The organism is Microbulbifer maximicatervae (SeqCode) (assembly GCF_056231245.1).
The window spans coordinates 4018857-4043031 of the sequence record NZ_CP174334.1 but is presented as its reverse complement, the minus strand read 5'-3'; the positions used below and the strand labels follow the sequence as shown (position 1 = coordinate 4043031).

Here is a 24175-nt window from a genome sequence, read left to right as displayed (position 1 = left end):
TATCTATGAACTGCTGGGTAAGGCTATCTGGGAAAATCGTACCAGATGAGTGCCCGAGAGTTCAACGCCATCCTACAGCAGATGGGGCTCCAGAAGCATGTGGAATACAAACCGCGCAAGAAACGCTGGGAGCTAACCCCCAAAGGTGAGGAGTTTGGCCGCTACTGCGATACCGGCAAGAATCACTCCGGCGGCGCCCCAGTGCAGCAGCTCAAATGGCGTAAGGCAGTATTGGAAGATGCCGAACAGCTCCGCGACAAGTTGCCTGGGGGCTCCTTCCTCAAAGTAGTTTAAGTTTCACGGCGGCCATGAGCGTGAATACAATACCGCAAGGAAATAGCGCTCGCCCACTTTTCATTCTCCTTTGGGTGTTCAATGGCTGCCGCCTTTTTAAAGGCTTTCTAAGGTGATATAAAGGGGTCTCTATTGAATAGACTATTAGAGATTAAGGGATTTAAGCACATGGATAGAAAAAAATTAGTGCAGTAGCTTGGGCAATTTCATCATGTATATTTTTATGGCTTTTTAGTTTGGTTCAAGCTGAAGGACTGTCAAGCCCTCCCGGTAGTGATGAGTTATTTAAATCATTTTGTTTATTTTCTTTTATGTTGCTTGGAGGTGGTGCTTGCTATCACTTTCTCACAGAAATTATTTTTAGTCCTTACACTTCAGAGAACGCGCATTTGTGGGTGCGGCTGTCTAAATATATGGTGTCTCTGATGTTGGTTTTAATTAGCATGCCTTCGTTAATGTTAGTGTTCAGAGAGAATCTACATTTATCTACAGCATGGATTCTATCATTCTTTTACTTGCTGACTGGTTATGGAGTCTCGGCTTGGTTGGGCACAAGAATTAAGCCCATTTTTATCGAAATACGTTCTATGGGTTCATTGCAGACGGTCGATAATATGGCAGGCTGATAGATAATCATTAAAAACCACAACAATTACCTAAACCCGCACCAGCGGGTTTTTTTATGCCCAAAATTCCCGGAGCAATCCCAATGACCCAACGCATCACCATCCGCGATGCCGCGCTAAACAAACTAAAAACCCTATCCGGCTATAACTTCCCCTCAGCCGGAACCATCGAAGGCATCGAGCGGGAAAAGCTGCCGGCAATCCTACGTTACCATAAGTAAAATTCAACCTCGCTTACATATCGACGAAAATTATTAACTTACTGATGTTAAAGCGCTTTCCAAAGTGGAAAAAAGCGCGCAAAATACTGGAGTAGAAAGAGGCTGCTTTATACCTATTTTGGTAAATTGGTGCCAGTTATTCACAAAACCATAAATTTTACGAAGGTTTGCATATGTTAAAAAAATTAAGTGCGTTTGTTCTGTTGTTTGGTTTTTCAGCAATTGGCCACTCTGAGACAATAGCTACAACTGTTGAAGAACTTGGATGCTACTCAGATAAGGACATTTGTTTTGCTTATGTCAGTACAGATTTGCCATCCGGTACTTGCGTCTCGAATAACTCACTTCGATGGAATGGTATTACTGACGAGTATGGTAAGGCACTGCTGTCAATACTGCTGACGGCTCAAGCATCAAACCAAACTGTAGTCTTTAATGTGAGTGGGTGTTATGAAAACAGGCCTACATTTGAGTGGGCAAAAATTAAAGGATAGTTCATTTAAAAAACTATAATGAAAACCTTCATGAATTTGACTAAGAAAACAGATAATCCCCACGGGATGTGCACTGAGTGTTAAAGCTAAAGACTTGATAAGTACATTTTGATTTTTAAGATTCATTGAGGCTCAGGTAGCCATTGCAAAAAACGGTTGATGCAAAAGCACGCTTTGCTACTATCGATACATAAACCCGCATCAGCGGGTTTTTTTATGCCCAAAATTCCTGGAGCAATCCCAATGACCCAACGCATCACCATCCGCGATGCCGTTTTAAGCAAACTAAAAACCCTATCCGGCTATAACTTCCCCTCAGCCGGTACCACCGAAGGCATCGAGCGGGAAAAGCTGCCGGCCATTCTCGTCGGCTTTGCCACGGAACAAACACAGCAAGAGTTCTCTGGCACCACCCGCCAGCTGGATCTTGTGGTAGCGGTGGTGGTGCACAGCCGGGGGGATATTTATGAATTACTGGATCAGGCTACTGAGGATGTTGAGAGTGTCCTGCAGGATCGAACCCTGGACGGTACTTGTGAACTCTTCGCTATATCACAAACCGATTTCGCCCTGGATCAAGACCACCCCTTGGGCGAAGTGCGCCTGACCTACAGCGCCCAATATTCCACTGAATGACGCACCCCTGCGTCGATTATTAATTTTCATTAAAGCGACTGGAGATTCCCTATGTCCCAATTGGCTCAGGGCACCAATATCTATTTTATCGACCCGGCAGGTTCTGGTGATACCGTGAAGGTGATCACCGGGGTAACCTCATTTAATCCCGGCGGCAGTCCCGCCGACCAGCTGGATGACACTTCCCTGGAGGACGTGAATAAAAAGTTCAAGCGCGGCCTGCGTACACCGGGGCAGGCGTCGGTAGGGCTCAAAATAAACCCGCAGAACGCGGTGCATAAGCGCCTGCATGAACTGTCCCAGGATGACACGGTGGATAGCATCAAGTGGGCGGTGGGTTGGAGTGATGGCACTGAAGCACCCACCGTAACAACCGGCGAGTGGTCACTGCCCACCACGCGCACTTGGTTCACCTTTGAAGGCTATGTGGCTGACTTCCCCTTTGATTTCCAGCTGAACACCTTGGTCAGTGGTGAAATGTCGATCCAGCGCAGCGGCGGTTCTGCCTGGACGCCCAAAAATATAACCTAAGGGGTAACCCATGGAATTATCGATTGAAGCCCTGCAGCAGCAGGGCAGCTTTTCCGGGGCGCCGGTTAAGCGTTCCATTACCTGGAAGCAGGGCGATGAGGAGTTCACGGCGACGGTTTATATTCGCCGTTTCTCCTACTACAGCGCCGTCAATGATGTGGAGGCATTGCGTGGTAAGGTCGATTTGGTTGCCGGGCGCATTGCTGCCTGTGTTGTCGATGCCGAGGGCAAGCCGGTATTTACTGCGAAGGATATTACCGGCGAGGCAGATCCAGATCGCGGCCCGCTCAACGCGGATTTAACCCAGGCGCTGCTGATGGAAATCGGTGCGGTCAATAACCTGGGAAAGGTGAAAAGCTCAGCGAGCTAGAGGAACTCTGGCACGAGCTGGTGCTAAACGGCATTGGCGGTTGCACCATCGAAGAGGCCCAGCGGCGGCTGAGCTATCAAGAAGTACAAAGCTGGGCGAAATATCGTGAGCTGCGCGGCTCCCTGCATCCGGGAATGCGCACTGAAAGATCCACGGCATTACTTGCCACCCTCTACGCCAATACCCATCGCGGCAAAGGCGCCCCCGCAAAAATCACAGACTTTATGCCCCATGAGAAGGAGCCGGAAATCTCGCTGGAACAAGCGATGAAGACCTGGCACTAAGGGGCGGTGGATCGTTATGTCTAATAAAAATCTGGGTACACTAAGCGTTGACTTAATTGCTAAAACCGGGGGCTTTGAAAAGGGTCTTGGCAAAGCTGAAAAGAGCACTGAAAAGTGGCAGAAAACAGTAAAGAGTAGTGTCTCTGCGGTAAATAAGGCATTTGCTGCGGGCACCGTTGCCGCTGCCGGCGCACTAGCGGTAATGACCTCGCGGGTGATAGAGCAATCTGCAGAGATTGAAAACCTGTCTGCGGTGGCCAACACCGGCAGCCTGGAATTCCAGCGCATGTCCTACGCTGCGCAGCGCTACGGCGTTGAGCAGGATAAGGTTGCGGATATTCTCAAGGATACCTCGGATAAGGTCGGTGATTTCCTGCAGACCGGCGCCGGCCCGATGGCGGACTTCTTTGAAAATATCGCCCCGCAAGTGGGAGTCACTGCCGAAGAGTTCCGCAATTTGTCGGGCCGTGATGCGCTGGGGCTTTATGTTAGCAGCCTGGAAAAAGCCAATTTATCCCAGAGCGAAATGACCTTCTATATGGAGGCCATTGCCAGTGATGCCACCTTGTTGCTGCCGCTGCTGCGCAACAACGGCAAGGAACTTGGCCGGCTGGGGGATGAGGCCGAGGACGTGGGCGCGGTGCTGTCGGACCTGGATCTGCAGCAGTTGGGTGAGGTGCGCGAAGATCTGGATAAACTGAAGGGCGCGCTTGATGGATTCGAAAAAGAAGTTGTAAAAGGCGCACTGCCAGCGATCAAGGATTTCACAGAGTTAATTGCAGACCCCAAAACCAGAGATGCCTTCGCATCACTAACCACGGCAATTATTAAAGTGGGATCTGCTGCGGCTTCTGCGGTGGTGGAGCTGGTGGAGTTCACCCAGGAAGTCGGTAAATCCGTGGCCCGTATGACGCACGGCGAACCGGAAGTTATGAAGCTGGAGCGTTCGCTGAAACAGCTGAGCGCAACGATTGATAGCGGTGTGATCGGTGATGGCAAACTGCTCACGGGTATTCGCCTGGCTACCGGGGAATATATTCATCAGGGTACTTCTGTCGATGACTTGCGGGAAAAGCTCGCGGAGTTACAAAAGCAGCGGGATGATTTCTATGGGTTTAGCACACCAGCGAAAACTAAAACCCAAACAGAGATCACCATTGAAGGACCGTTACTCGGCGATGATTTCCATCAAGCGCTTGCTGAAGCAGAGAAAGAATTAAAACTACAGGCAGCCATCGGCGATCCCTGGGAAACCTTCTCGGATGTATTGGGGGATATCGAAGGCGAACTGGAGAAAGAGGCGGAGCAGCGCGAGCGAATGCTGCGCGCGCAGCAGGCTTTTAATTCTCTGGTTTCAGACCTGCAAACCGATGAAGAGCGCAATCTGGATTTATTGCGCGAGCGCCTGGATATCCTCGAAGCGGTAAAAGATATCACCGACGAACAGCGCCAGCAGACGCTGGGCCGTATCGCCGACGCCGCCACTGAAGACTCCCCCGCACTCGGTGGCCTCGATAGTGGCTCCGATATCGAATCTGCGCGCACAGAACTGGAAGACTGGTATTCCACTCAGCTCGATATGCTGGAGCAATTCCGCAGCGAGCGCGCCGACCTCAATGCCACCTGGGATGAGGAAGAGCTGGCCATTCGCCAGCAGTATGAAGAAAAGCTCACCGAAATTACCCAAGCCAATGAAGACCTGCGCCGACAGCAGCAGCTGGAGGGCTACAACTTGTTGATGTCGGTGGCCTCGGAATATTACTCCGGTATGGAGGGCGAAGAGGCGGCCTATATGCGCGCAGCGCTCGCCATCGGTCAAACCCTGTTGGATGAGAAAAAGCGCAACGCACTAACCAGTATTATTGCCAACACCAATGATGCGGCCATGGGCGCCTATAACGCGATGGCTTCTATTCCCTATGTGGGCCCGGTACTGGGCGCAGCAGCAGCTGGTGCCGTGTATGTCACCGGTGGCCTGGCTGCGGCAAAGCTTACCGGTATGGCCCATGACGGCCTTGATGCGGTACCTGAAACCGGCACCTGGCTGCTTGAGAAAGGTGAGCGTGTAACCACCTCAGAAACCAGTGCAAAACTGGATCGCACCCTAGCCATGATCCAAGCGGATATGCACGGCGGTGGCCGTGGTGGCAGCTCCGGTAGCGCTATGGCGTTTACTCAAAATATTAATGTGTCCGGCAAAGTCGATAATCGCACGGCTAGCCAATTAGCCCGCGAGGGCACTCGCCAGCAACGTATTAACCGCAGGAGGCTCGGCTCTTAATGTTTAATGAAAGTCGATTGCTGGAGCGTGTGGCCTATGGCTCCGAATATGGCCACCGTTACAAAACGGATATTCGCGAATTGCGCAATGGGGTAGAGCGCCGCAATGCGGAGTGGGAGCGCCCGCTGGGGCAGTACTCGGTGATCTTCAAAAACCTGGATCATGAAGACCACCAGATAGTGATCGCCGCACACCACGCCTGTGCCGGTGCCCTGGTAGGATTTCGCTTTAAAGACGCCAGTGATTTTTTTGCAGACGGTGAGGTGATCGGTTACGGCAGCGGCAGTACCGAAACTTACCAGCTAATAAAAAGCTATATGTTTGGCTCACTGTCTTACCAGCGCGAGATTGTTAAACCGGTCACTGGCACGGTAAAAATTTTTGCCGATGGCCAAGAGGTGGCCGCTGCGATTGATTACACCACCGGCCAAGTGGAGATCAGCGCGACTGCCGGTGCAGAGATTACCTGGGTGGGTGAGTTCGATGTGCCGGTGCGCTTTGAGGACGATGTCAGCTTTAGAATTGAAAATCGCCATAGGGGCCAGCCGGTGTGTAGCGGCAGTGTTGAGCTGCTGGAGATTCGCTTGTGAGGTACATTCCCGGCGCACTGCAAGCCCACTACGACAGCGGCGTCACTACCACTTGCCGCCTATTAAAAATCACCCTCACCGATGGCCGCGTGTTTGGTGCCACCACGCTGGACCGCAATGTCGAATACAACGGGATTATCTATTACGCCCAGAACGGCTTCGACCCCAGTGTGATTGCCAGCGATACATCGTTTGATGTGGACAACGCCGAGGGCTATTCCCTGTACTCCACCGACGTACCCGGCATCACCGTCGAGATGGCCGAGCGCGGTGAGCTGGATAATGCAGAGTGGGTGATGTATGAGGTTAATTACCGCGATCTATCCATGGACGCTATCGAGCTGGACGGCGGTGATATTGGCGAAGTAAAGACGGTTCGCAATACGGTATTTATCCCTGAACTGCTGAGCTACATGATGCGGCTGCGCCAGTCTGTCGGCCATGTGGATTCCGTCACCTGCCGGGCCATATTCGGCACCGATGCCAATTCGCAAACCGGGTGCGGTGTGAATGCGGATGCGCTGTGGCAATCGGCTACGGTCACCGCCGTTAATAGCGACGAACCCAAAGTCACCTATCTGGTAGATGATATTGCCTCACTGTCTACGACGGCTAACCGCTGGCGAGTGCGCTGGAAATCCGGTGATAACGTCTCCTCGCGCCTCTATCAGGTCGAGGCCGTGGATACCGCCACCGGCCAGATCACCCAGATCGAACCCCTGCCGTTTGCCGTGCAACCCGGTGATGAGTTGGAAATTCGCGAAGACTGCGACGGACAATTTTCTACCTGTAAATACCACGGCAATTGGTTGGATTTTAAAGGCGAGAATCTAATCCCTATCGGGCAAGCCTCTGATACGCCCGGTGCCGGCATCTCTGGCAGTGCCGGCGGCGGCAGCGCCTGGCCCGGCGTGACCAGTCACCAGGAATAATATGAATCAACAAAGACAAGCGACACTGGTTTATGCAAGAAGCCTGGTGGCTAACCGCGTGCGCTGGCGTCACCGGGGTCGCACCGCCTGGGCCGTGGATTGTGTGGGCATGATCGTGCTCAGCCTGCGCGCTGCCAGTGTTGAGATTGAAGATGAAAAGCACTACGGCCGTGAACCCTGGAAAGATGGCCTGCGGCAAAAAATGCAGCGGCGTTTCGGCAATCCGGTCGCGGAAGCTTTGTGGCAGCCGGGGGATATTGCAGTATTTAAATCGCCGCAAAAATCCGACCCCAGCCATGTAGGTTTTTTAGGGGATTACCCGCACGGTGGATTCTCTCTAATTCACGCCCACGCCGACCAAGATTGCCGCGAGCATATTTTAGATAAGCGCTGGCGCCGCCTATTGGTGGAGGTGTATTCCCCATGGGTAACTTAATTTTCGGTACCACGACGATTGAGGGGCGCACCTTTGACGATATCAAAGTGCAGACCTCCAAAGCCGGCGTACCGCGCCCGATTATTTTTGGCAAGGTGCTGCCGGTCATCGGCAATATTATTGCCACCACCGCGCCCAAGATTGTTAAGAAAAAAGAAAAACAAAAATCCGGAAAGGGCGGCGGCTCGACAGAAGTTGTCAACGAGGAGGTTTACCGCACCTACGCCATACGGATTTGCGAGGGGCCTATCACCGGTATCTCCCGCGTCTGGCGCAACAACGAATTGGTATACGACCGCGATAGCATCGACAGCACGCAAGCCACCAACAACCTGGCCTTTTTACGCATTGCCGAATTCTTTCTCGGCGACTGGGATCAGATGCCCAGCTCAGTGATGCAAGCGGCGTTTGGGGTTAGCGAGGTACACGCCTATCGCGGCACCTGTTACATGGTGATCGACAACGAAAACCTCACCAGTACCGGCGGTGCTATTCCCCAATTTGCCTTTGAAGTGGAGCGGGCTGAGGGGGTGGCGCTCACCTCCAAGCCCTACGCACTGGAATTTGCCGATTCCCTTGAAGCGAACTTTATAGAAGCGCGAGGCGCGCCCGAAGCTCTGGCGCGCGATAGCGTGCGCGCGGGGTTCGCGGGTGTCTCGGGTGAGCTGCGTTCGATCAAGGCCAGCTACGAAAACTGGAGCCCGGAAAAACTGGAATCTGCATTTGTCGGAGTCGCGGGGGAGTTGCGTTCGCTATTAACGAGTTACGACCTCTACAGCCCGGAATCCGTTTCCTCGCAGTTTGTCAGCGTGGCGGGTGATTTACAAAAGGCCCTGATTAGTTATGACCAAAGCATCCCGGATAATTTGTCTGCGACGTTTGTCGGCGTTACTGGAGATTTAACCTAATGAAATCTAATAACCGCGTGCGCGGTTTCTACAAAATAGAAACCTTTAAAGCCACACAGTCAGAGGCGGGGCTTCGCGAAATCCCCGGTAGCCGCGTGTGTCGCGCCGAGTTTGAAAATCTGATTACGGATCTGGGGTTGGATCAGCTGGGCACCAAGTCGCCCCACAACTGCACATCCAACTGCTATGTGGGCAGCGGATCGACAACCCCCACGGTGAACGATACCGATATGTCCGCTTATAAAGCCATTCACAACACCTTGCAATCCAGCGCGCGCAGCGCCCAGGCCAGCACGGACCCCTGGTACCTGTCGCTGCAAAAAGTGTATCGCTTTGATCAGGGCGACGCCGCCGGCAATTTATCCGAGGTGGGTGTGGGTTGGGCTAACACGTCGAGCGGCAATCTGTTTTCGCGGGCACTGATTCAAGATGCCGACGGCAATCCCAGCAGCATCACCGTACTCTCTGATGAGTACCTGGACGTGACTTACGAGCTGCGTATTTACCCCGAACTGGACGACGTGACCGGGGTTGTCACTATTGGCGGTGTGGACTACGACTATATTGCCCGCCCCTGCCGCGTATCCACTGCGGGCTCTAGCGCTTGGGATTTTGACCGCTCCGGTAACAGCGGGGTTTATGCCTATGCTTATGCCGGTGATATTGGCGATGTGACCGGTTTACCAACCGGCACCAGCGTTAGCGGTAGCACTGCGGATGGCGGTTACTCCGCAGGGAGTTTTCAGGCTTCGGGGCAGTACTCCTGGGGGTTAAATCAAGCCAACTTTGGTGGGGTGCGTTCAATTGCCGCCAATACCGGTTGGGCGCGCTGGCAAGTGCAATTTGCGGCGGTGTCCGATGGCAGCGCCATACCTAAAGATTCTGAAACCGTTCTCACCATTACGCTCTCCCACTCCTGGGCGCGGGGCTGACATGCTGCCGGAGAATGAGTTGTCACAGGAAAGCGTGCCTGCGCCTTTTATGGGCGGTGCCGCCTTGCCGGTGCGGAATGTTACCGACTATGAATCCGGCGGTATTGCCCTGCAAGATCCCAGCGAGGGGCTGAATTATCAGGTCTGGCGCGCGCGGGTATTGAATAACGGCTGCGACATTGTGCTGAATGCCCATGAGGTGGCCGAGTTCACGCTAATCAGCGGCACGGATATTACTGAGGTCTCACTGTCCTTCGACCAGAATATGCGCCCCGTGGTTGCCTATGTGGAGGGCGGCACAGCCAAGCTCTACTGGTACGACTCCTCACAGGGTGCACAGGTGATTACCGACTGGCCCGGCATTATCACTCCGCGCGTTACCCTGGATGATAAGCGGCAATTACAGTCCGGTGTCAGTGATGTCATTTTTGCTTATCTCAAAGACGGCAACCTCTATTGCCGGCAACAGCGCGACCGCTACCAAACCGAATACCTATTGCACGAAAACGTGAATAGCGATGGCCTGATTAAAATCGGTATGCACAAACAGTACCGCCTGCAATTCCTATTAAAGTCTTAATCCTATGTCCGCCCAATATCCTCTATACGCCATCGTCGCCGAGTTGTGCGAGCGCGCCGGCCTGCCCCCTGGGAAATTTAATACCACGCGACTTGAAGGTTATGTGCAGGGAATGCAGGTCACGAATGAATCCCCGGTATACGAGCATATCCAAGAGCTGGCTCAGTTATTCTTTTTTGATCCGGTCAATCGCGGGGGTGAAATAGATTTTGTCCCGCGCGGTGGCGAGCCGGTAATGGAAATCGACGAGAACGATTTAATCGGCGATAGCGACGACGAGAAAACCCGACGCTCCCCCGAGGATATTGTGCAGGTATTAAACCTGAACTATTACGATTCTGTTGGCGGTATCGATACCTGCAAACAAACCTCAGACCGCAGTATCGATACTCGCGGCGAAGGGGAAAAAAGTATTGAAACCCCCGTGGTACTGGAAACCGATCAGGCCGCGCAGATCGCTGTCATCATGCATAAGGTGATGATCGAAGAGCAGCGCGGCGAGTTTGATATTACGTTACCCCGCAATTACCTGGGGCTCACCGCTGGCGATGTGGTGCTGTATCAGGGCGACCGCCTTCGCATTGACGAAGTGAATATCGATCGGGGCGAGCAAAAATACAAACTGATCCACGACCGCAAAAGCGCCTACCAAAGTCAGGCCCTAGGCGTGGCTCCCATGGCTGCACCGGACCCGGTGCCGCTGGTAGCCGGCTCGACCTATATCGAATTTATCGACGCGCCGATACTGTCCAGCGGCGACGATACCCAGCTGGGGTATTACATCGCTATCGCCGGCAGCAACAGCGCCTGGAGCGGCGCCACCGTCGCGCTGTCTTTAGATGGTGGAGAGAACTATACCGAGTCCGATACCACCGACGTGGAAGCGGTAATGGGTGAGCTGGTCACTGCACTTGGCACCCACAAGCGCGAGATCCCCGACACCCACAACCGCGTGCAAATCCAACTCTATGATGATGGCGACGCGCTCGAGTATCGCACGCTAGCGCAGCTGCTCAACCGGCAGAACCGGGCACTGATCGGTAATGAAATAGTGAGCTTTGGCGAGGCCGACGAGATCAGCCCCGGCGTGTGGGAAATTGGCTACCTGCTGCGCGGCCGCCTGAATACCGAAATCAGCCAGCACTCAGCGGGTACCCGCTTTGTCCTGCTGGATCGCAACACGCTCAACTATATCCCCACCGAGCGCTACAACCTGAACCAACTACTCACCTTCCGTGCCACCAGTAGCGGCAGCGGCGAGGAGACGACTACCGCCGCCACCTACACTGGCGCCAGCCACAGTGAACCCGCACCCACCAGCCTGCGCGCCTACCGCAGCGGCGGCCAGCTAACCATTGAATGGGGTGGGGTAGGGTATCTCGGCGGCCGCGCCGCCTACGATCAAAGCCAGTTCTTTACCGGCTACCGGGTAACGGTCAACGGCCAAAGCACCGACACCACTGCCACCACACTAACAATCACCGACCCAGGCACCGCCACGATTCAAGTGAGCCAAATCAACAGCATCACCGGTCCCGGCCCGGCTGCAGAAATTACGGCATAAATAGGATAAAAGGACCATGAGCAACACACCCAACAACGCCATACCCTACGCCGACGAAGGCACCCTGGACCCAGCCGCGAGCCTCAACCAAGCCCTGGATACCATCGACGCGCTGTTACAGATCGAAGTGCTGGGGATCCAAAACGATCCCCCCGGCTCCCCCAGTGATGGCGACCGCTACCTAGTTGCCACCGGTAGCGGCGATTGGGCAAACCAAAACGGCCAGCTGGCCCGCTATGTGGCGGCCCCTGGTTACTGGCAATTCTTCCCGGCAAAAGTGGCCCTGAATAAAGCGGATGGTCTTCTATATGTAAAAGCCAGTAGCGGCTGGCAGATCGCCAACCGCCCGGCAACGCTGCCGCAAATTACTGGTGACACAAGCAGCGATTTGGCTGGGGTGGTTGGGCAGATACTAAGCGCTTTGAATGGTGTATTTTGGGATGATCAGGTGAATTAAGGCGTAACGAGGTAAGGTCCTCTTTAAAGCCGGCAACTCGCTATAAGTTTATTGGAGCTAAGGTGATTCTGAATAGGTAGGTATGGTGGTGGTCAATTACGATGAGCTAGCTTATGGGGAAATGATAGTGATAATGTCCAATCTTGATATTGAGGTAACTAGCCGCAAGCTTGTGTATAGCATTATTGCGGCTATGACAATATCGAGTGGGTTTCCTAATAAAGTACAAGATCGTCTGGCCAACCGCCGGAAATGTTAAAGGATTTCTTCCCGTTCCTTGTCTGACGTGTATTTTGAAGTAGTGCATTCCTATTTATTCTAGACTTTATTCTATTATCAACGACTCCTCGTAATAAAGCTAAAGAGCTAGGTATCCCTGGTCCTTCTATGCTGCGAGCCAGTAATGCAAGCCCATGTAAATGTTCGTCTTGGAAAAGGTTTGCAGCATCCTCAGCGTATGAAGTATTGGTACTGGTAGATGAAAATAAGGTTACTTTGTATTGTCCGTTACCGCGTGGCCCGACAAAACTTCTACAATTTTCACATGGTATATATGGCCTCCCGCCAAGACCCGTGATGTCTTTGAAAACTATTTTAGTTAGATCGGTACATTGGTAATCTAATACCGCTCTCATTAGAGCGTGGGCTTCAGCGCATGCTTCACGTTGTATGTGATCAAATCTTTTAGTCGGCCTAGTAAGATTTTCGTATACTCTTTTGCAGGCAGCCTGCCGGGCACCCTGACCATGTTCACATGTATACTTAATTCTATTTAGCAAGTTTCCCCCTTTCCCCGAGCCAGCTACATACCAGTCACCATTTCCATTATTGACATTAAATGAAAGGCTAACAGAATTTGCCATTTTTTATCCTTAAATTATATTTTTTTTGTGGAGCTAAAATTGCTTCAAAGAAGACCTCTTAAATGTAATAGTTGTTGTGATTGATGTAAATATAAGAAAATGGTTTCAATTGTGATCAATAATGGCAGGCTGTGAGTTGCTTTTCTTTGAATTCTGTTCCCGTATAAGTCAGTAGCATAATGTCTGAAGTGTGGTTGCCTCCATAACAGTCCGCCCGCTCAATCTATAAGCGTCAGTTTGAGGTGCTAGCCGGTAAGTATGGGCTGATGTAACTAGTTGCGGTAAGCTGTTGGTTTTTGATTCAAATAATAACTAGTCTCATATGTTAATAGACTTTTATCTATTAGCCGGCTTGACTGTTCGAATGGGCAGTAGGGAGGAGGGGTGTATATTTTAAAGGGTGGTAGAAAAGATTTTTTAGACTTCTTAAGGAATATGACACCGCAGATAATTATCTTTTCCCTGATTGTCATATCGGGACAAAAGATGAGTTTGTCTGAATTTACAGGCGAAGGGGTGGGGATCACATTTATATTTTGGGTTTTTGTTGGGATTTTTGCCCTGGCCTTCTGGGCTAATACATCTTTACTCGTAAAAAGTATTGTCGAATCAAAATCAGAAATAGCTTTTGAATTTAAGGTGCTTGAGAAGCAATTTAGGCGATGTGGCCTGTTTGTAAGGAAGGTGATCCTTGTATGGAAAAAAGATAAATGGATATTCCTTGAGGCATTTATTGTTGGGGTTGTCGTTCAGTTTGTTCTTATTATTATAGTTATCTATGGAGCAAAGTCTGGGGCGGACTTCCTGATGCTTATGAAAGTTGATGGCCAGTGATGGATGATTTAGGGTAAATAATATGATTTATAATAAAAGCTACCCACTGACTGAGCTTGATTAAGTGGGTAACTTCTTGCTTACTACTAATAATGTGTCAGGTTGGTGCTAAATCTTAGCCCTTCAAGCTTCTCTGACTCTACGATGTTTTTGAAAGCTTCAGTGCAGTAAATGGTTATATTAGACTCTTTGCACCTGAATACCGGCACTTCTTTTAGTTTCTCCTCGTCAAATTCAATCCCTGAGATCAGGTTGCCTTCTCTTGTAACAGAGCCCGGCACTACCGCATTGAGATCTTCAGCGATAGTTAGAGGGTTAAACAGGTAAAACTTAGTTCCTTGATAAGTGCAGGGGAGAAATTCCCCATAAGGGCCTAACATGCCTTCGAGAGCCTTATAGGCTGCTTCGTGCAGCACGAGATAGTTTTGCCACCGCGATAGCGTGGGAATATTGGGGGGAGAGTCACAGGCTTTAATACTCAACTCTAAAGGTACCCAGTCACTGGCGTAGGGCTGTGGTTGTGTGAAAATGATAAAATCATCATCACCGCGCTTCTCTTCAACCTCATCAGGGTCGAAGTAGACCGTCATGTAGTTATTGTCGTCTTCAGATACTTGATAGATATTCATATTTTCAATGCTTAGAGTTTATCGGCAGGCAACATAACAAAGCTTGGGAAGCTGGAGAACTTCAAGTCGTACTCTATCCCTTTAAGAAGCTTTTCTACACTCTCAGCCGTAAGATTATTTAAGTCTAGGGTATCAAACTCCAGATTAAGCCACTGGTAATAACCATTCCTATGTATGCGCGAGTGAGGTACAGCGCTTGGCATTTTAGGGTGTGGAGTGTCCGCAGTTCTTCTTGGAAGCCAGGTACCATTTCTTATATCGTCTATGCGGACCTTCGCTCTCGCTAAGATACCCCGTTGCCGAGTGGCCTTTGGGTGTGCTCCTGAAACGATCGCATGGGCATCGCAATTTCCGCCGGGATGGGGCTTGCCATTTTTTTCCAGAAATTGGCCTAGCCGTGCGGAGTCGTGCTCTTCATCCCTCAATTCCTTTCTAGACATGGTGGTTGCTTCTTGGCGGTACTTGTCGAGGGTTTCTTCCACCTGCTCGACAACTTGTAGGGCCATATAGTCCGCCTTGGAGATATTGTCCTTAGAGGCGAACCTATCTATAGCGATCTCGCGGCGGTCTTTAAGGTAGTACGGCTTTGGCTGTTCATAATGTCCCATTTGACGCATTCCTCCTTGTAAAGCAGTTGCGAAGTATACAAAAGGGAATGGGCTGCAGAGTATGCTGTAAATCAAGATAGGGAAGATTAATTAACTCAAGTAGAAATAATTTGATTTTGGAGTGGCTATTGCCTGCTGAAAGATCCCAATAACCTGTGGAGGTGCTGAATGGACTATCAGCCGTATATTGAGGTGGATATGGAAAAGCGCGGTGGGAAAGCTTGTGTGAAAGGAACCAGAATAGCCGTGGTAGATATTTTGCAGATGCTCAGTGCCGGTATGACCACTAGAGAAATCATTGAAGACTTCCCCAACCTGGACGAAACCAAAATACGCGCGGCAATTGGATATGCCGCCGACCACCTTCCGAAAGGTGATGAGGTCTAATTTAACGTCGGCTCTTCCATAGCTGGTAGGTGTTCTCAATCATCCGATGAATATGCCGGCGAAACTCCTGCGGTAGCTGTTCATAGAGCTTTGCGACTATCGGCGGAAAGGGGATCTGTTCAAAGTGATGCCGGTTCTCTGCTCCGTACACTTCCGCCAGGGTAATACCCACCACCTCACACCAGTCAGGCAGCATCTCCGCCGGCACCTTCTGACCGCCTGTTTCCATTTTAGAAATCTGCGAAGGTGCTAGCCCCAGCCTCTTACTTAGCTGCGCCCCCGTCATCCTCTTTCTTATCCTTGCTTCGCGCAGGCGCCTGCCTAGTGTGCCTGGCTCTAACATCCAGCCGTTGCCGTACCCTCATGTATTGACAAAATTTCGATTATCGAAATTCAACCGCATTTTGCATTGCTAGATTGGAAATAATCCAGAATATTCATTTATACACTGTGATTTTGTTAGTAGTGTTTCGGTGTTTGTCGCCAAAAGCCCGAATAAATCACTGAAGGCATTCACGACGACAGGCCGCCGTCGCTCGGAGATTCTTGCGGCGGTGAGGGTTTAGAAGTTCCTACAGGAGGTAGACCATGCCAATCACTGCTCATATTCAACAGCTTCATCATATCGATAGCCTTTGTTCCGGCCTGGAGTGGGTCACGGACTGCCCGGATCAAGGTGCGCGGGATGTGTTGATACGGTTAATCGGCGAGGAGATGGGCGCAATCGTTCGCGGTGTAATTCATACGGCGGAGGTGTTGAATGCTGGTAGATGTTGCTTGAAGGAGGAGGCGGATTAGAACCCTACCCAGACAGTTAGCTTTTCGGGCCTGCTTGCCAAGTGGAGGGCTACAAAATAAACTGTATAAATATACAGCTTTCTGAGCATTCCCTTATGGCACTTACCCCCCTGTACAGCCACGGCATCAGCTGTGGCTTCCCTTCACCTGCAGATGATTTCAAAGAAGCCGCACTCAGCCTTGATGAGCACCTGATCACAAGGCCAGCGGCAACTTACATGGTCCGCGCCAATGGCGACTCAATGGTAAATGTCGGTATCCATAATGGTGATCTATTGGTTGTTGATCGATCGCTAACCCCTAAGCACGGTGATGTGGTTGTGGTGGCCCTGGACGGCCAGCTAACGTGCAAGATATTGGATCGACGCCGGGGACGGCTGATGTCAGCAAATGATAAATATGCGTACATTCCAATTTGGGAAGGGCAAGAGTTGATTGTGGAGGGGGTGGTTAAAGCGTCAGTGCGCTATCATCGAGGAGAGTGAGAGGGTTGAGGCTGGCAAACCGATGTTTTCCTTTAAAATTCAGTAACTTACATTTTTGTGTACTGAAGACTGGCAGTGTTGAGGTCAGCGGTTCGATCCCGCTTAGCTCCACCAAATTTCCCTTATCTATCAAGGGGTGCGAGAAGAGATGGAAAATCTCTTATCCAGAACTCGCAAAAATAAAAAGGGTCTTTTAGGCCCTTTTTTTTGCCTAAAATTCCTATCACGCCTTGCCTTCCAGTCAATCGATTTTAATCATCGGTGCAATACATGTATCAGCCAACAAAACCGGAGAAAATTGCTCGAGGGATAATGCTAGGCTGTATCCCGGTAACTCTTCTGCTTTTTCTAATGTGATTTTAATTATGGGGTTCGCCCGGGGGGTAAACCCCAAAGAGGGTATGGAAGAGCTGTTTTTTCCTGACCGTGAAGCCATATTCTTTTGTACTTTGTTTGTGGTTTATATCGTGGCTGCGATTTTCGGCTACTTTAAAGGCTGGGAAGGCTATACCAAAATATATTCGTTTTTTGCTAAATGGTTAGATATCACTGGTGGGATTCAGGTAGATTCGGGAGCAAGAGTGCTCACTCCGAAAGATCGTGTACGAAAAATGCATCATAAACAAGGGCAGCAAAAGCCGCAGCCTCTGGAGCGACTTATCTCCCCCTCCATTTTGCGTATGCTAATTGGCTCCTACTATTAGGTAAATGGTACAAAAGTTAAGCTGCCGAATCTTTATGTAATATGGTTCTTACAGATTTTGCTTGCTTATGCTTCTGGTTCTATGAGAGATGCCAAGATAGTGAATGATAAAGAAGTGATTTTGGTTACCTGTTAGTTCCACTTAGATCATACTTTAAACTTGGCTTTAGCTGCTTATAAATATTGTTGAAATTCATAGTCAAACCAGCCTGATATAAACATTCCTGTAAAAATCAGGGGGGAGAAGCTTCGCCATTTATTATTGGATTTAGTGACAAAGTTGGCCACTTTCAAGGTGGAATCGGTAATTGATGATTTTGTTGCGAGATAATAAAAAAATAATATTGGGCCCTCCATACATAATCGGATAATGTGATACATCTTTATTGACCTGTTCACATCTCGAGTAAACTATATCGATATCAAGTAATTGATTAATTAAGTACTTTAAAGGATTAAAATATATGGCCAAGCTATTCTTGACTTCGTATTTTGCTGAGGTCGCGAGCGCAATCGCGAGTTTTGATAAGCGGCTTGAAGGTAAGAAGGTTACATTCATCCCTACTGCAAGCATTCCCGAAGAGATCACTTTTTATGTGGAAGATGCCAAGAAGGAGCTGGAGCAGTTAGGTCTTATTGTAGATGAATTGGAAGTGTCTAAGGCTTCAGTGGATGAGATTAAAGATAAACTGCAAAACAATGAGTATATCTATGTAACTGGTGGTAACACCTATTTCCTACTTCAAGAGCTTAGGCGAAGTGGGGCAGACAAAATCTTGTTGGAGCAGATTAGGCTGGGTAAGCCCTATATAGGTGAGTCGGCAGGTACTGTAATCCTCTCGCCGAATATCGCGTATATTCGGGAGATGGATAACCCCGATGCAGCGAAGAATCTAGAGTCTTATGAAGGGTTAAATCTTGTGCACTTCTATCCCTTACCTCACTATGGAAACCAACCGTTTAAGGATGCTGCTGAACTTGTTATTTCTAAATATTCAGATGAGCTGGAATTAGCTCCATTCAGTAACAATCAGTTGATCGCTGTAATCGATGGGGAAGCAGAGACCTGGATCGCGGTGTCTTAGTGAGTCGATAACCGTTGTATGATAAGTCATACTATCTATATTTCATTAAGATTGCTGCAATTATCTAGTGGCGAAGAAAAAGACAAATTCTAGAAATTTTCTCTTCTTTAGGGCTTTTTTCAAGGAGTAGCTTAAAATTGGGGTAAGCAAGAAGTTATAGTTTGAGTTGAGCGGAATGTTAAAGAATACTGCCGGGGAGCAAGTGATAATGTGACTTGCTCCCTGGGGATGTTAGCGCTTATTCGCTAGCAGCACTACAGTTATAGATTTTCGCTGGGATATGCGTGCCTGTTACAGCCTTACCTGCCGATACTCCGTTAGGCATATAGATATCGCCAAATTGCGCCTTTGAAGAAGCCTTAACCACATGGGTTCCGCCTCTTCGCACAGCCCTTTTTTGTAACCAAGGAGTACAAACATCTCCCTGGTTAACCCTGATTGTTTTGCATGTTACATCTTCTACTAGTACGCATCCTTCTATAGCTTCAGCGTTAGAAAATACTATCTTCTGCATCGCTTCTTTTTCCTGGGCACTTGTACATCCCATCAAAGTAATTGCGGATGCTAGGATGGTAAGGCCAGTTTTAATGGATAACTTTTTATACATTACATCGTTTCCATAGGCTGAGAATTAATTTACGTAGTTGAATATGATGCCACAACCAGACTTTGCTTACTGTTTGAAAAATGCTCAAATGCTTTATAGGACTGTATTTTTTACCAATTAAGGTGGGAAACTTACAAGAAGTTCTTTAAGCGAATCTCTTATTTAGCTTATCGCGACATCTATGATTCGCGAACTCAAAAAAAGCTAAATATGACAGTCCTCTATTACCAGCTAAATTATACGGTTTTCAGATCGCCTAGATTTTTTGATATTGGGGTGAATAATTATTAGGGCATGCTTACTTGTGATTTTAGGGGGCCTACAAGAGATATTATGCACTTTTATCTATTAGACCAAATTCCTGACATTACGCTTCGGGTATTATGAAACGGTACTTTACGTGTAGCCTTTGCTACGTATGAGCTACTTGGAAACTTTCTTCGGTCGCTATTTCGATGGTTATTTGTAGAGTCATTACAAAGATAAAAATTAGCTCTCAACATCTATTCCCCACTTTAGAAATCTTTCGGCTGGTCAGATAGAGAAAAGTGGCTCAATCTAAAATAAAAGAAGGTGTATTTATTGACTTCTTAGTCGGCCATATGTTCCTATCGTAAAGGATGGATAGATAAGAAGTTTAAGAGTTAGTTCTAAAAGGAAGTCAATGAAAAAGCATAGTATCTTATTCTCTGGATTACTTGGATTAGTAGTTTCTCTTGGGGCTTTAAACGCTTTTGCTGAAGCTGATCCTGAGGAGAGTAAAGAGCAATCAGATGAGCAGCTAAGTGAATGCTTTGCTGCTACTTTATGGCAAGTATCTGGAAGGTCATTAAACAAAGGGGAAGTTCCAGAGAAAACTGTAAAAGTACCCGAGGGGTGGAAAGTTGTAGGGGGAGGTATTGGTGGAGCAAGAGGTGAAGCTCTTATGATTCTTTGCCGATAATACTCATTCGTATAACTCTAAGTTTATTAATGGGTGAATGCTTCGGCTGATTTGTGTCAGCATGCACAACGTATGCTGACGATTAACTGCCTCATAGAGTAGATGAGATAAAGTCCATATCTGTATCATGAAGTTACAATCATGCTGGTTTATATGGATAATTTTACTGTTAAGGATTATCAGATGTCAGAAGGATACCAGCGAGTAAAGTTATCTATCAAAAAATATATAGTGATTTTTTGTGCATTAGCTCTTGGTTTTGTTATTTCCAGTTTTTTAGATGCCAGAGCTCAATTGCTGGAGGATATGAGTAAATATAATAGAGAAGCCATATTTATTGATAGGCTATTAAAAATTTACAGCAATACCTGCAATAAATTTGAGTATGGTCAGTATTATTCTTTTCAAGAACATGCCTTAGCAAGATATGACTTTATTATATTCAGCAATAGTGGTTTTCCCTATTATTTGGATCCGAAGACTTTAACGTTCCACTATGATGCAAGTATTTACTATCGTGAAAACTGGCTTTTAACCAAAAAGCAAATAGACAACTGTTAATCTATTCTTCATTAATTTGGGGCCTTATTGAATCCTTATTTGGATTTTGCACTTGAGGTAATGCTATCTGGAAAGGTCCTTACTTATTAGGCATCAATACCGAGCTCTTTGTCCTTATTTGCAGATTGCCTGTAGGTATAATGCTCCTCTAATGAAGTCGAGAGTTGTAGATTGGCAATCTACGTTAATAAGAGATTGGATGGAAGATAAATCTACGATCTCTACTTTTGATATTTTGAATTGCAAGTAGAGGTTGATCAACATGTTCATAGTATCCCTTACCTATATAAAACCCCTTGAGGAGGTGGAAAAGTTTATTTCAGAGCACATTGATTTTTTGAATAAGTACTACGAGCTAGGATATTTCCAGCTTTCCGGCCGTAAGGAGCCTCGCACAGGTGGGGTAATCCTGGTGACCATAGATAGTCGGTCTGCGTTAGATCAGGTACTAAAACAAGATCCATTCTATCGTGAGGAATTGGCTGCTTATGAAGTGACGCAAGTTGTACCGACAAAATCCTCACCAGAGTTAGAGTTTCTGATTGATACTTAAACAAAAAATTAAGAAGGATGATAGTTTTTCGATTGCACAACTCTTTGGAGCATATTGGCCTAGATTGAGCATAATTGAACAAATAGACAAAATGAGGCAGCAGAAAATATGTAATTGAGGAGAGAACTATAAATCACCTGAAAGTAAAACTACTATGGGCAGTCTTAGGTACGCTGTTATTTTTGGGGGTTATATTCTACAGTATGCCCTTGTTCTTTTGCTTTGGTATTAACGGTAAAGCTGAAAATGATTCTACCTATGCTTGTGATTTGTCAGGTATGAAGAAAGGTGAATACAGAGAGTAGGGTTTATTCTCAGTTAATCGAAGGACCAACAGAGATAAGCCACTCGTTAATCACTATTTAGAAGCACTGCAAGACCCATACTCAATAGGAAGCTTTCAGCCTAGGAGCACTGATAACGTATGGAATTTGGGAGGTGAGGACCTCTCTGTATTTTACCCCTATGCCCTTAATCGCCACTGTTCAGTAGGTTTTTCGAGCTAATCATGAACCCTATGGAGAATGGATGAATACTAGCCATAACATCACACATTTTGTTGATCTCTGTGAGAGTAGGGTTTGGGATACAAGCAGAGGGATACTTAAAAAGGTCTTGCTCGCCCCTTGAGGTTAATCTTACTGTGCCAAAAGCAAAGTGATACTTAAGTACCAAAATGGTCTTGATACTGGGCGGTTAAACTTTCTGGCCACTCCCAATTACTTCTTCTCATTAACCTACAGCGAGTTAGATGGAGAGCAGTAAGATCATGTTGTACAGATGTGCCAAATTTGACTATCAAATCTGGGGCAAAGTGTTGGGAGTTTCTACTTAGATAGAATAGCCTCTTCCTTAACACCTTAAGTTCCCTTTTAAAAGTTATCTTGGCGTGGATTTTGCTCAGAAATATTGGGTAAATCTTGAAAGGGTTATGTATCAGAGACTCGGAGCTGGTTATATCTTAATCAGTACAGGATCTCAGCAATTAGGCCGGATATGGCATTAAGTGCTCTATTGATGTCTGTTTGCGTCTGTTTCTCCCAGTTAATGCTTGTGTATTCACATTCGCAAAATGCGTGAGTGATAGCATTGTTGTCCGCGGCTAATATGCATTTTGGAGATGTCGCCTGCTTATTCATAGAGAAATTGATAATCATCATTGGCGATCATCTAGAAGGGCGTATCGTCCACGATAGATAGCTTTGAGCTAGACTGTTGGGACGAACGTAATGGCACGTAATTAATTAAAAAATGACGAAGAAGAGACGCTGCGATAGGATTCCGCGTCCATTTTGCGGTGCCTTGAGCTCGAACTAAGCTTGGCGGCCCAGAGTGGTGGCGTCATATCTCGATAGAGCCGACCCAACAAGCGAAGGCATTTTGGCTTCAAGAATGCCTCGATATTATTTGAATTAATTGTCTCAGTTCTAACCCAAGATTGGGTAACGACTGGTTCACAGATTGCCAAGAAAGTAATCGCTATGCATCCATCAGTTCAACGCTCCGTCTGGCAAATTCAGCGTGACGTCATTTACGCATTGCTAGTGCGCGAGATGAAAACTCGCTTTGGCAAGTGGCGACTGGGATATGCCTGGATGCTTCTCGAACCAGTACTGCATATTATGGTCTTGGTTGCAGTCTTTAGTTTCCTGAAGGATGCATTCTATCCCGGTGTTCCAACTCCGCTATTCATGCTAGGAGGAATTGCCCCATTCCTATTTTTCACTCACTGTTTTCAAAAGGGGCTGGCAGCAGTGGAATCGAATCGAGGGCTCTTTAATTATCGTCAGCTAAGGCCCTTCGATGCTGTGCTTACACGGGTGCTCCTTGAATTTGCTATTTATCTAGCAACAATTATTACCTTAATAATTGTGTTTGCTTGGTTTGGCGTCACAAGCCCATTCAATAATTTTTTGCTCCTAGTAATAGTAAATATATTTTTCTTCTGCTTTTGCTTAGGCCTGAGCCTGGCTCTCTGTGTTGTTGGGGTAAAATTCCCTGAGCTTGCAAAGCTGTCACCAATGCTAATACGACCTTTGTATTTTATGTCTGGAGTATTTTTTTCTCTGGAGCAAGTTCCTCAAGAATACCATGTCTACCTAGCGTGGAATCCAATACTGCATGTGATTGAGTTGACACGTGAGGGGCTATTCAAAAACTACCATGGAATTTTTGGAAGCCTGCAGTACTTAATGGGTGCTTCAATTTCGATGTTGGCTTTCGGTCTGTTGTGTTACCGGGCCAATTGGCGGGATTTGGTAAGAAGCCAATGATTAGACTAGAAAAACTAACCAAATCTTTTCGAACTCCCCATGGAAGAAAGGTTCTCTTTAGGGATGTAAGTGCAAATTTCCCTGAGGGAAAAAATATTGGCATCCTAGGGCGTAATGGAGCTGGGAAAACAACTTTACTGCGGATTATGGGTGGTATTGATTATCCAGATTATGGGCGGGTAGTCACGGATCAGAGAATTTCCTGGCCCATGGGATTATCTGGAGGATTTCAAGGAAGCATGACTGGCCGCGAAAATGTGGCCTTTATTTGCGGTATCCACGGTATCTGGGGAGCTACCCAGCGGAAGTTGATGGATAGGGTTCAGGATTTTGCCGAGATTGGCAATTACTTTGATGCACCCGTAAAGAGCTATTCATCTGGTATGCGTTCGCGTTTGGCCTTTGGTTTAAGTATCGGCGTAGATTTTGATATTTATTTAGTCGATGAAGTGATGTCTGTTGGTGATGCTCACTTTAAAAAGAAATGTGAAGAAGTTATTGCCGAAAAGCGTAAGAACTCTTCTTTTATTATCGTTGCCCATGCAATGGGGATGCTTAAGAAAAACTGTGATGTAGGAATTTACCTTGATTCAAATGGCCTCAGAATTTTTGATACCGTAGATGAGGCTATTGATCTATACAAGGGCGAAAAACCAGTGAAAAAACCGCAATCCGAAAGTGGCGCAGCTAAGCCGGCAGTGAGTGCATAA

32 protein-coding genes are annotated in these 24175 nt (G+C 47.9%); 27 read left to right on the top strand and 5 right to left on the bottom strand.

What is annotated here, in order from left to right:
• Positions 1–45 precede the first annotated feature (45 nt).
• The 16 genes from ACJJIS_RS17605 to ACJJIS_RS17530 all read left to right on the top strand — a co-directional run bounded on the left by ACJJIS_RS17605 (position 46) and on the right by ACJJIS_RS17530 (position 12136).
• Entirely contained in the window at positions 46–294 is a 249-nt protein-coding gene (locus ACJJIS_RS17605) for a hypothetical protein (protein ID WP_444934962.1), read from the top strand.
• 709 nt (positions 295–1003) lie between these two features.
• Entirely contained in the window at positions 1004–1141 is a 138-nt protein-coding gene (locus tag ACJJIS_RS17600; protein WP_444934963.1) for a hypothetical protein, read from the top strand.
• 173 nt (positions 1142–1314) lie between these two features.
• Positions 1315–1635: a hypothetical protein gene (locus ACJJIS_RS17595; protein WP_475708715.1), complete on the top strand. Its 321-nt coding sequence runs from the start codon at positions 1315–1317 to the stop codon at positions 1633–1635.
• Positions 1636–1878: 243 nt separating this feature from the next.
• A complete protein-coding gene (gpU, locus tag ACJJIS_RS17590) occupies positions 1879–2271 on the top strand; it encodes a phage tail terminator protein (RefSeq protein ID WP_444934965.1) in 393 nt (130 codons plus the stop codon).
• A 51-nt stretch (positions 2272–2322) separates the two neighbouring features.
• On the top strand, positions 2323–2802 hold the full coding sequence (locus ACJJIS_RS17585) for a phage tail tube protein (protein WP_475708714.1): 480 nt from the start codon (positions 2323–2325) through the stop codon (positions 2800–2802).
• Positions 2803–2812: 10 nt separating this feature from the next.
• A complete protein-coding gene (locus ACJJIS_RS17580) occupies positions 2813–3172 on the top strand; it encodes a phage tail assembly chaperone family protein, TAC (protein ID WP_475708713.1) in 360 nt (119 codons plus the stop codon).
• A gap of 20 nt (positions 3173–3192) precedes the next feature.
• Positions 3193–3456 (top strand): phage tail assembly protein T, encoded by a 264-nt coding sequence (locus tag ACJJIS_RS17575; RefSeq protein WP_444919120.1) that lies wholly within the window; start codon positions 3193–3195, stop codon positions 3454–3456.
• Positions 3457–3472: 16 nt separating this feature from the next.
• Positions 3473–5737: a hypothetical protein gene (locus ACJJIS_RS17570; protein WP_475708712.1), complete on the top strand. Its 2265-nt coding sequence runs from the start codon at positions 3473–3475 to the stop codon at positions 5735–5737.
• On the top strand, positions 5737–6327 hold the full coding sequence (locus ACJJIS_RS17565) for a DUF2460 domain-containing protein (protein ID WP_475708711.1): 591 nt from the start codon (positions 5737–5739) through the stop codon (positions 6325–6327). Before ACJJIS_RS17570 ends, ACJJIS_RS17565 begins: the two co-directional genes overlap by 1 nt.
• The gene (locus ACJJIS_RS17560) at positions 6324–7259 is read left to right on the top strand and encodes a phage/gene transfer agent baseplate hub protein (RefSeq protein WP_475708710.1); all 936 of its coding nucleotides are present in this window, start codon (positions 6324–6326) and stop codon (positions 7257–7259) included. The genes ACJJIS_RS17565 and ACJJIS_RS17560 overlap by 4 nt, the downstream gene beginning before the upstream one ends.
• A gap of 1 nt (position 7260) precedes the next feature.
• The gene (locus ACJJIS_RS17555) at positions 7261–7695 is read left to right on the top strand and encodes an NlpC/P60 family protein (RefSeq protein ID WP_475708709.1); all 435 of its coding nucleotides are present in this window, start codon (positions 7261–7263) and stop codon (positions 7693–7695) included.
• Positions 7683–8603 (top strand): hypothetical protein, encoded by a 921-nt coding sequence (locus ACJJIS_RS17550; protein ID WP_475708708.1) that lies wholly within the window; start codon positions 7683–7685, stop codon positions 8601–8603. Before ACJJIS_RS17555 ends, ACJJIS_RS17550 begins: the two co-directional genes overlap by 13 nt.
• A complete protein-coding gene (locus ACJJIS_RS17545; protein WP_475708707.1) occupies positions 8603–9535 on the top strand; it encodes a hypothetical protein in 933 nt (310 codons plus the stop codon). The genes ACJJIS_RS17550 and ACJJIS_RS17545 overlap by 1 nt, the downstream gene beginning before the upstream one ends.
• 1 nt (position 9536) lies before the next feature.
• Positions 9537–10115 (top strand): hypothetical protein, encoded by a 579-nt coding sequence (locus ACJJIS_RS17540; protein WP_445360518.1) that lies wholly within the window; start codon positions 9537–9539, stop codon positions 10113–10115.
• Between the two features lie 112 nt (positions 10116–10227).
• Positions 10228–11679 (top strand): phage tail protein, encoded by a 1452-nt coding sequence (locus tag ACJJIS_RS17535; protein ID WP_475708706.1) that lies wholly within the window; start codon positions 10228–10230, stop codon positions 11677–11679.
• 16 nt (positions 11680–11695) lie between these two features.
• Positions 11696–12136 carry a DUF2793 domain-containing protein gene (locus tag ACJJIS_RS17530; protein ID WP_475708705.1) on the top strand — a complete coding sequence of 147 codons (441 nt, stop codon included), beginning with the start codon at positions 11696–11698 and terminating at the stop codon, positions 12134–12136.
• 215 nt (positions 12137–12351) lie between these two features.
• On the opposite strand, the gene ACJJIS_RS17525 is transcribed toward ACJJIS_RS17530, so the two are convergent.
• A complete protein-coding gene (locus tag ACJJIS_RS17525) occupies positions 12352–12999 on the bottom strand; it encodes a hypothetical protein (protein ID WP_475708704.1) in 648 nt (215 codons plus the stop codon).
• 384 nt (positions 13000–13383) lie between these two features.
• On the opposite strand from ACJJIS_RS17525, the gene ACJJIS_RS17520 reads away from it, so the two are divergent.
• A complete protein-coding gene (locus ACJJIS_RS17520) occupies positions 13384–13833 on the top strand; it encodes a hypothetical protein (RefSeq protein WP_475708703.1) in 450 nt (149 codons plus the stop codon).
• An 86-nt stretch (positions 13834–13919) separates the two neighbouring features.
• Here ACJJIS_RS17520 and ACJJIS_RS17515 read toward each other — a convergent pair whose 3' ends face one another.
• Together ACJJIS_RS17515 and ACJJIS_RS17510 are read right to left on the bottom strand one after the other, a co-directional pair.
• A complete protein-coding gene (locus ACJJIS_RS17515) occupies positions 13920–14462 on the bottom strand; it encodes a hypothetical protein (RefSeq protein ID WP_475708702.1) in 543 nt (180 codons plus the stop codon).
• An 11-nt stretch (positions 14463–14473) separates the two neighbouring features.
• Complete coding sequence (locus ACJJIS_RS17510; RefSeq protein WP_475708701.1) at positions 14474–15070, bottom strand: AHH domain-containing protein; 597 nt, start codon at positions 15068–15070, stop codon at positions 14474–14476.
• A gap of 168 nt (positions 15071–15238) precedes the next feature.
• Here ACJJIS_RS17510 and ACJJIS_RS17505 point away from each other — a divergent pair, with 168 nt between their 5' ends.
• Entirely contained in the window at positions 15239–15457 is a 219-nt protein-coding gene (locus ACJJIS_RS17505; protein WP_475708700.1) for a DUF433 domain-containing protein, read from the top strand.
• A gap of 1 nt (position 15458) precedes the next feature.
• Here ACJJIS_RS17505 and ACJJIS_RS17500 read toward each other — a convergent pair whose 3' ends face one another.
• Positions 15459–15800: a helix-turn-helix domain-containing protein gene (locus ACJJIS_RS17500; RefSeq protein WP_475708699.1), complete on the bottom strand. Its 342-nt coding sequence runs from the start codon at positions 15798–15800 to the stop codon at positions 15459–15461.
• Between the two features lie 245 nt (positions 15801–16045).
• Between ACJJIS_RS17500 and ACJJIS_RS17495 the strand changes: the two genes are divergently transcribed.
• The 4 genes from ACJJIS_RS17495 to ACJJIS_RS17480 all read left to right on the top strand — a co-directional run bounded on the left by ACJJIS_RS17495 (position 16046) and on the right by ACJJIS_RS17480 (position 18528).
• A complete protein-coding gene (locus ACJJIS_RS17495) occupies positions 16046–16255 on the top strand; it encodes a hypothetical protein (RefSeq protein WP_475708698.1) in 210 nt (69 codons plus the stop codon).
• Between the two features lie 95 nt (positions 16256–16350).
• Positions 16351–16740 (top strand): LexA family protein, encoded by a 390-nt coding sequence (locus tag ACJJIS_RS17490; RefSeq protein WP_475708697.1) that lies wholly within the window; start codon positions 16351–16353, stop codon positions 16738–16740.
• Positions 16741–17141: 401 nt separating this feature from the next.
• Positions 17142–17444 carry a hypothetical protein gene (locus ACJJIS_RS17485; RefSeq protein WP_475708696.1) on the top strand — a complete coding sequence of 101 codons (303 nt, stop codon included), beginning with the start codon at positions 17142–17144 and terminating at the stop codon, positions 17442–17444.
• Positions 17445–17907: 463 nt separating this feature from the next.
• Entirely contained in the window at positions 17908–18528 is a 621-nt protein-coding gene (locus ACJJIS_RS17480; protein ID WP_475708695.1) for a Type 1 glutamine amidotransferase-like domain-containing protein, read from the top strand.
• A gap of 238 nt (positions 18529–18766) precedes the next feature.
• Here ACJJIS_RS17480 and ACJJIS_RS17475 read toward each other — a convergent pair whose 3' ends face one another.
• Entirely contained in the window at positions 18767–19135 is a 369-nt protein-coding gene (locus tag ACJJIS_RS17475) for a hypothetical protein (RefSeq protein WP_475708694.1), read from the bottom strand.
• A 664-nt stretch (positions 19136–19799) separates the two neighbouring features.
• Between ACJJIS_RS17475 and ACJJIS_RS17470 the strand changes: the two genes are divergently transcribed.
• The 5 genes from ACJJIS_RS17470 to ACJJIS_RS17450 all read left to right on the top strand — a co-directional run bounded on the left by ACJJIS_RS17470 (position 19800) and on the right by ACJJIS_RS17450 (position 24175).
• Positions 19800–20078 (top strand): hypothetical protein, encoded by a 279-nt coding sequence (locus ACJJIS_RS17470; RefSeq protein WP_475708693.1) that lies wholly within the window; start codon positions 19800–19802, stop codon positions 20076–20078.
• 183 nt (positions 20079–20261) lie between these two features.
• Complete coding sequence (locus ACJJIS_RS17465; protein WP_475708692.1) at positions 20262–20639, top strand: hypothetical protein; 378 nt, start codon at positions 20262–20264, stop codon at positions 20637–20639.
• A gap of 262 nt (positions 20640–20901) precedes the next feature.
• On the top strand, positions 20902–21192 hold the full coding sequence (locus ACJJIS_RS17460) for a YciI family protein (RefSeq protein WP_444956811.1): 291 nt from the start codon (positions 20902–20904) through the stop codon (positions 21190–21192).
• A 1481-nt stretch (positions 21193–22673) separates the two neighbouring features.
• Positions 22674–23465, top strand: a complete 792-nt coding sequence (locus ACJJIS_RS17455) for an ABC transporter permease (protein ID WP_475708691.1) — start codon at positions 22674–22676, stop codon at positions 23463–23465.
• Positions 23462–24175: an ABC transporter ATP-binding protein gene (locus tag ACJJIS_RS17450; protein WP_282934141.1), complete on the top strand. Its 714-nt coding sequence runs from the start codon at positions 23462–23464 to the stop codon at positions 24173–24175. The genes ACJJIS_RS17455 and ACJJIS_RS17450 overlap by 4 nt, the downstream gene beginning before the upstream one ends.

Excerpts from the sequence above, each read along its gene's own strand:
- ACJJIS_RS17460 (WP_444956811.1), top strand. The coding sequence starts at position 20,902 with ATGTTCATAGTATCCCTTACCTATATAAAACCCCTTGAGGAGGTGGAA.
- ACJJIS_RS17550 (WP_475708708.1), top strand. The coding sequence starts at position 7,683 with ATGGGTAACTTAATTTTCGGTACCACGACGATTGAGGGGCGCACCTTT.
- ACJJIS_RS17505 (WP_475708700.1), top strand. The coding sequence starts at position 15,239 with ATGGACTATCAGCCGTATATTGAGGTGGATATGGAAAAGCGCGGTGGG.
- ACJJIS_RS17500 (WP_475708699.1), bottom strand. The coding sequence starts at position 15,800 with ATGTTAGAGCCAGGCACACTAGGCAGGCGCCTGCGCGAAGCAAGGATA.
- ACJJIS_RS17515 (WP_475708702.1), bottom strand. The coding sequence starts at position 14,462 with ATGAATATCTATCAAGTATCTGAAGACGACAATAACTACATGACGGTC.
- ACJJIS_RS17580 (WP_475708713.1), top strand. The coding sequence starts at position 2,813 with ATGGAATTATCGATTGAAGCCCTGCAGCAGCAGGGCAGCTTTTCCGGG.
- ACJJIS_RS17595 (WP_475708715.1), top strand. The coding sequence starts at position 1,315 with ATGTTAAAAAAATTAAGTGCGTTTGTTCTGTTGTTTGGTTTTTCAGCA.
- ACJJIS_RS17525 (WP_475708704.1), bottom strand. The coding sequence starts at position 12,999 with ATGGCAAATTCTGTTAGCCTTTCATTTAATGTCAATAATGGAAATGGT.
- ACJJIS_RS17555 (WP_475708709.1), top strand. The coding sequence starts at position 7,261 with ATGAATCAACAAAGACAAGCGACACTGGTTTATGCAAGAAGCCTGGTG.
- ACJJIS_RS17470 (WP_475708693.1), top strand. The coding sequence starts at position 19,800 with ATGAAAAAGCATAGTATCTTATTCTCTGGATTACTTGGATTAGTAGTT.
- ACJJIS_RS17490 (WP_475708697.1), top strand. The coding sequence starts at position 16,351 with ATGGCACTTACCCCCCTGTACAGCCACGGCATCAGCTGTGGCTTCCCT.
- gpU (WP_444934965.1), top strand. The coding sequence starts at position 1,879 with ATGACCCAACGCATCACCATCCGCGATGCCGTTTTAAGCAAACTAAAA.
- ACJJIS_RS17475 (WP_475708694.1), bottom strand. The coding sequence starts at position 19,135 with ATGTATAAAAAGTTATCCATTAAAACTGGCCTTACCATCCTAGCATCC.
- ACJJIS_RS17565 (WP_475708711.1), top strand. The coding sequence starts at position 5,737 with ATGTTTAATGAAAGTCGATTGCTGGAGCGTGTGGCCTATGGCTCCGAA.
- ACJJIS_RS17510 (WP_475708701.1), bottom strand. The coding sequence starts at position 15,070 with ATGGGACATTATGAACAGCCAAAGCCGTACTACCTTAAAGACCGCCGC.
- ACJJIS_RS17450 (WP_282934141.1), top strand. The coding sequence starts at position 23,462 with ATGATTAGACTAGAAAAACTAACCAAATCTTTTCGAACTCCCCATGGA.
- ACJJIS_RS17535 (WP_475708706.1), top strand. The coding sequence starts at position 10,228 with ATGCAGGTCACGAATGAATCCCCGGTATACGAGCATATCCAAGAGCTG.
- ACJJIS_RS17605 (WP_444934962.1), top strand. The coding sequence starts at position 46 with ATGAGTGCCCGAGAGTTCAACGCCATCCTACAGCAGATGGGGCTCCAG.
- ACJJIS_RS17540 (WP_445360518.1), top strand. The coding sequence starts at position 9,537 with ATGCTGCCGGAGAATGAGTTGTCACAGGAAAGCGTGCCTGCGCCTTTT.
- ACJJIS_RS17485 (WP_475708696.1), top strand. The coding sequence starts at position 17,142 with ATGGAAGAGCTGTTTTTTCCTGACCGTGAAGCCATATTCTTTTGTACT.
- ACJJIS_RS17585 (WP_475708714.1), top strand. The coding sequence starts at position 2,323 with ATGTCCCAATTGGCTCAGGGCACCAATATCTATTTTATCGACCCGGCA.
- ACJJIS_RS17570 (WP_475708712.1), top strand. The coding sequence starts at position 3,473 with ATGTCTAATAAAAATCTGGGTACACTAAGCGTTGACTTAATTGCTAAA.
- ACJJIS_RS17545 (WP_475708707.1), top strand. The coding sequence starts at position 8,603 with ATGAAATCTAATAACCGCGTGCGCGGTTTCTACAAAATAGAAACCTTT.
- ACJJIS_RS17600 (WP_444934963.1), top strand. The coding sequence starts at position 1,004 with ATGACCCAACGCATCACCATCCGCGATGCCGCGCTAAACAAACTAAAA.
- ACJJIS_RS17495 (WP_475708698.1), top strand. The coding sequence starts at position 16,046 with ATGCCAATCACTGCTCATATTCAACAGCTTCATCATATCGATAGCCTT.
- ACJJIS_RS17455 (WP_475708691.1), top strand. The coding sequence starts at position 22,674 with ATGCATCCATCAGTTCAACGCTCCGTCTGGCAAATTCAGCGTGACGTC.
- ACJJIS_RS17480 (WP_475708695.1), top strand. The coding sequence starts at position 17,908 with ATGGCCAAGCTATTCTTGACTTCGTATTTTGCTGAGGTCGCGAGCGCA.
- ACJJIS_RS17530 (WP_475708705.1), top strand. The coding sequence starts at position 11,696 with ATGAGCAACACACCCAACAACGCCATACCCTACGCCGACGAAGGCACC.
- ACJJIS_RS17465 (WP_475708692.1), top strand. The coding sequence starts at position 20,262 with ATGTCAGAAGGATACCAGCGAGTAAAGTTATCTATCAAAAAATATATA.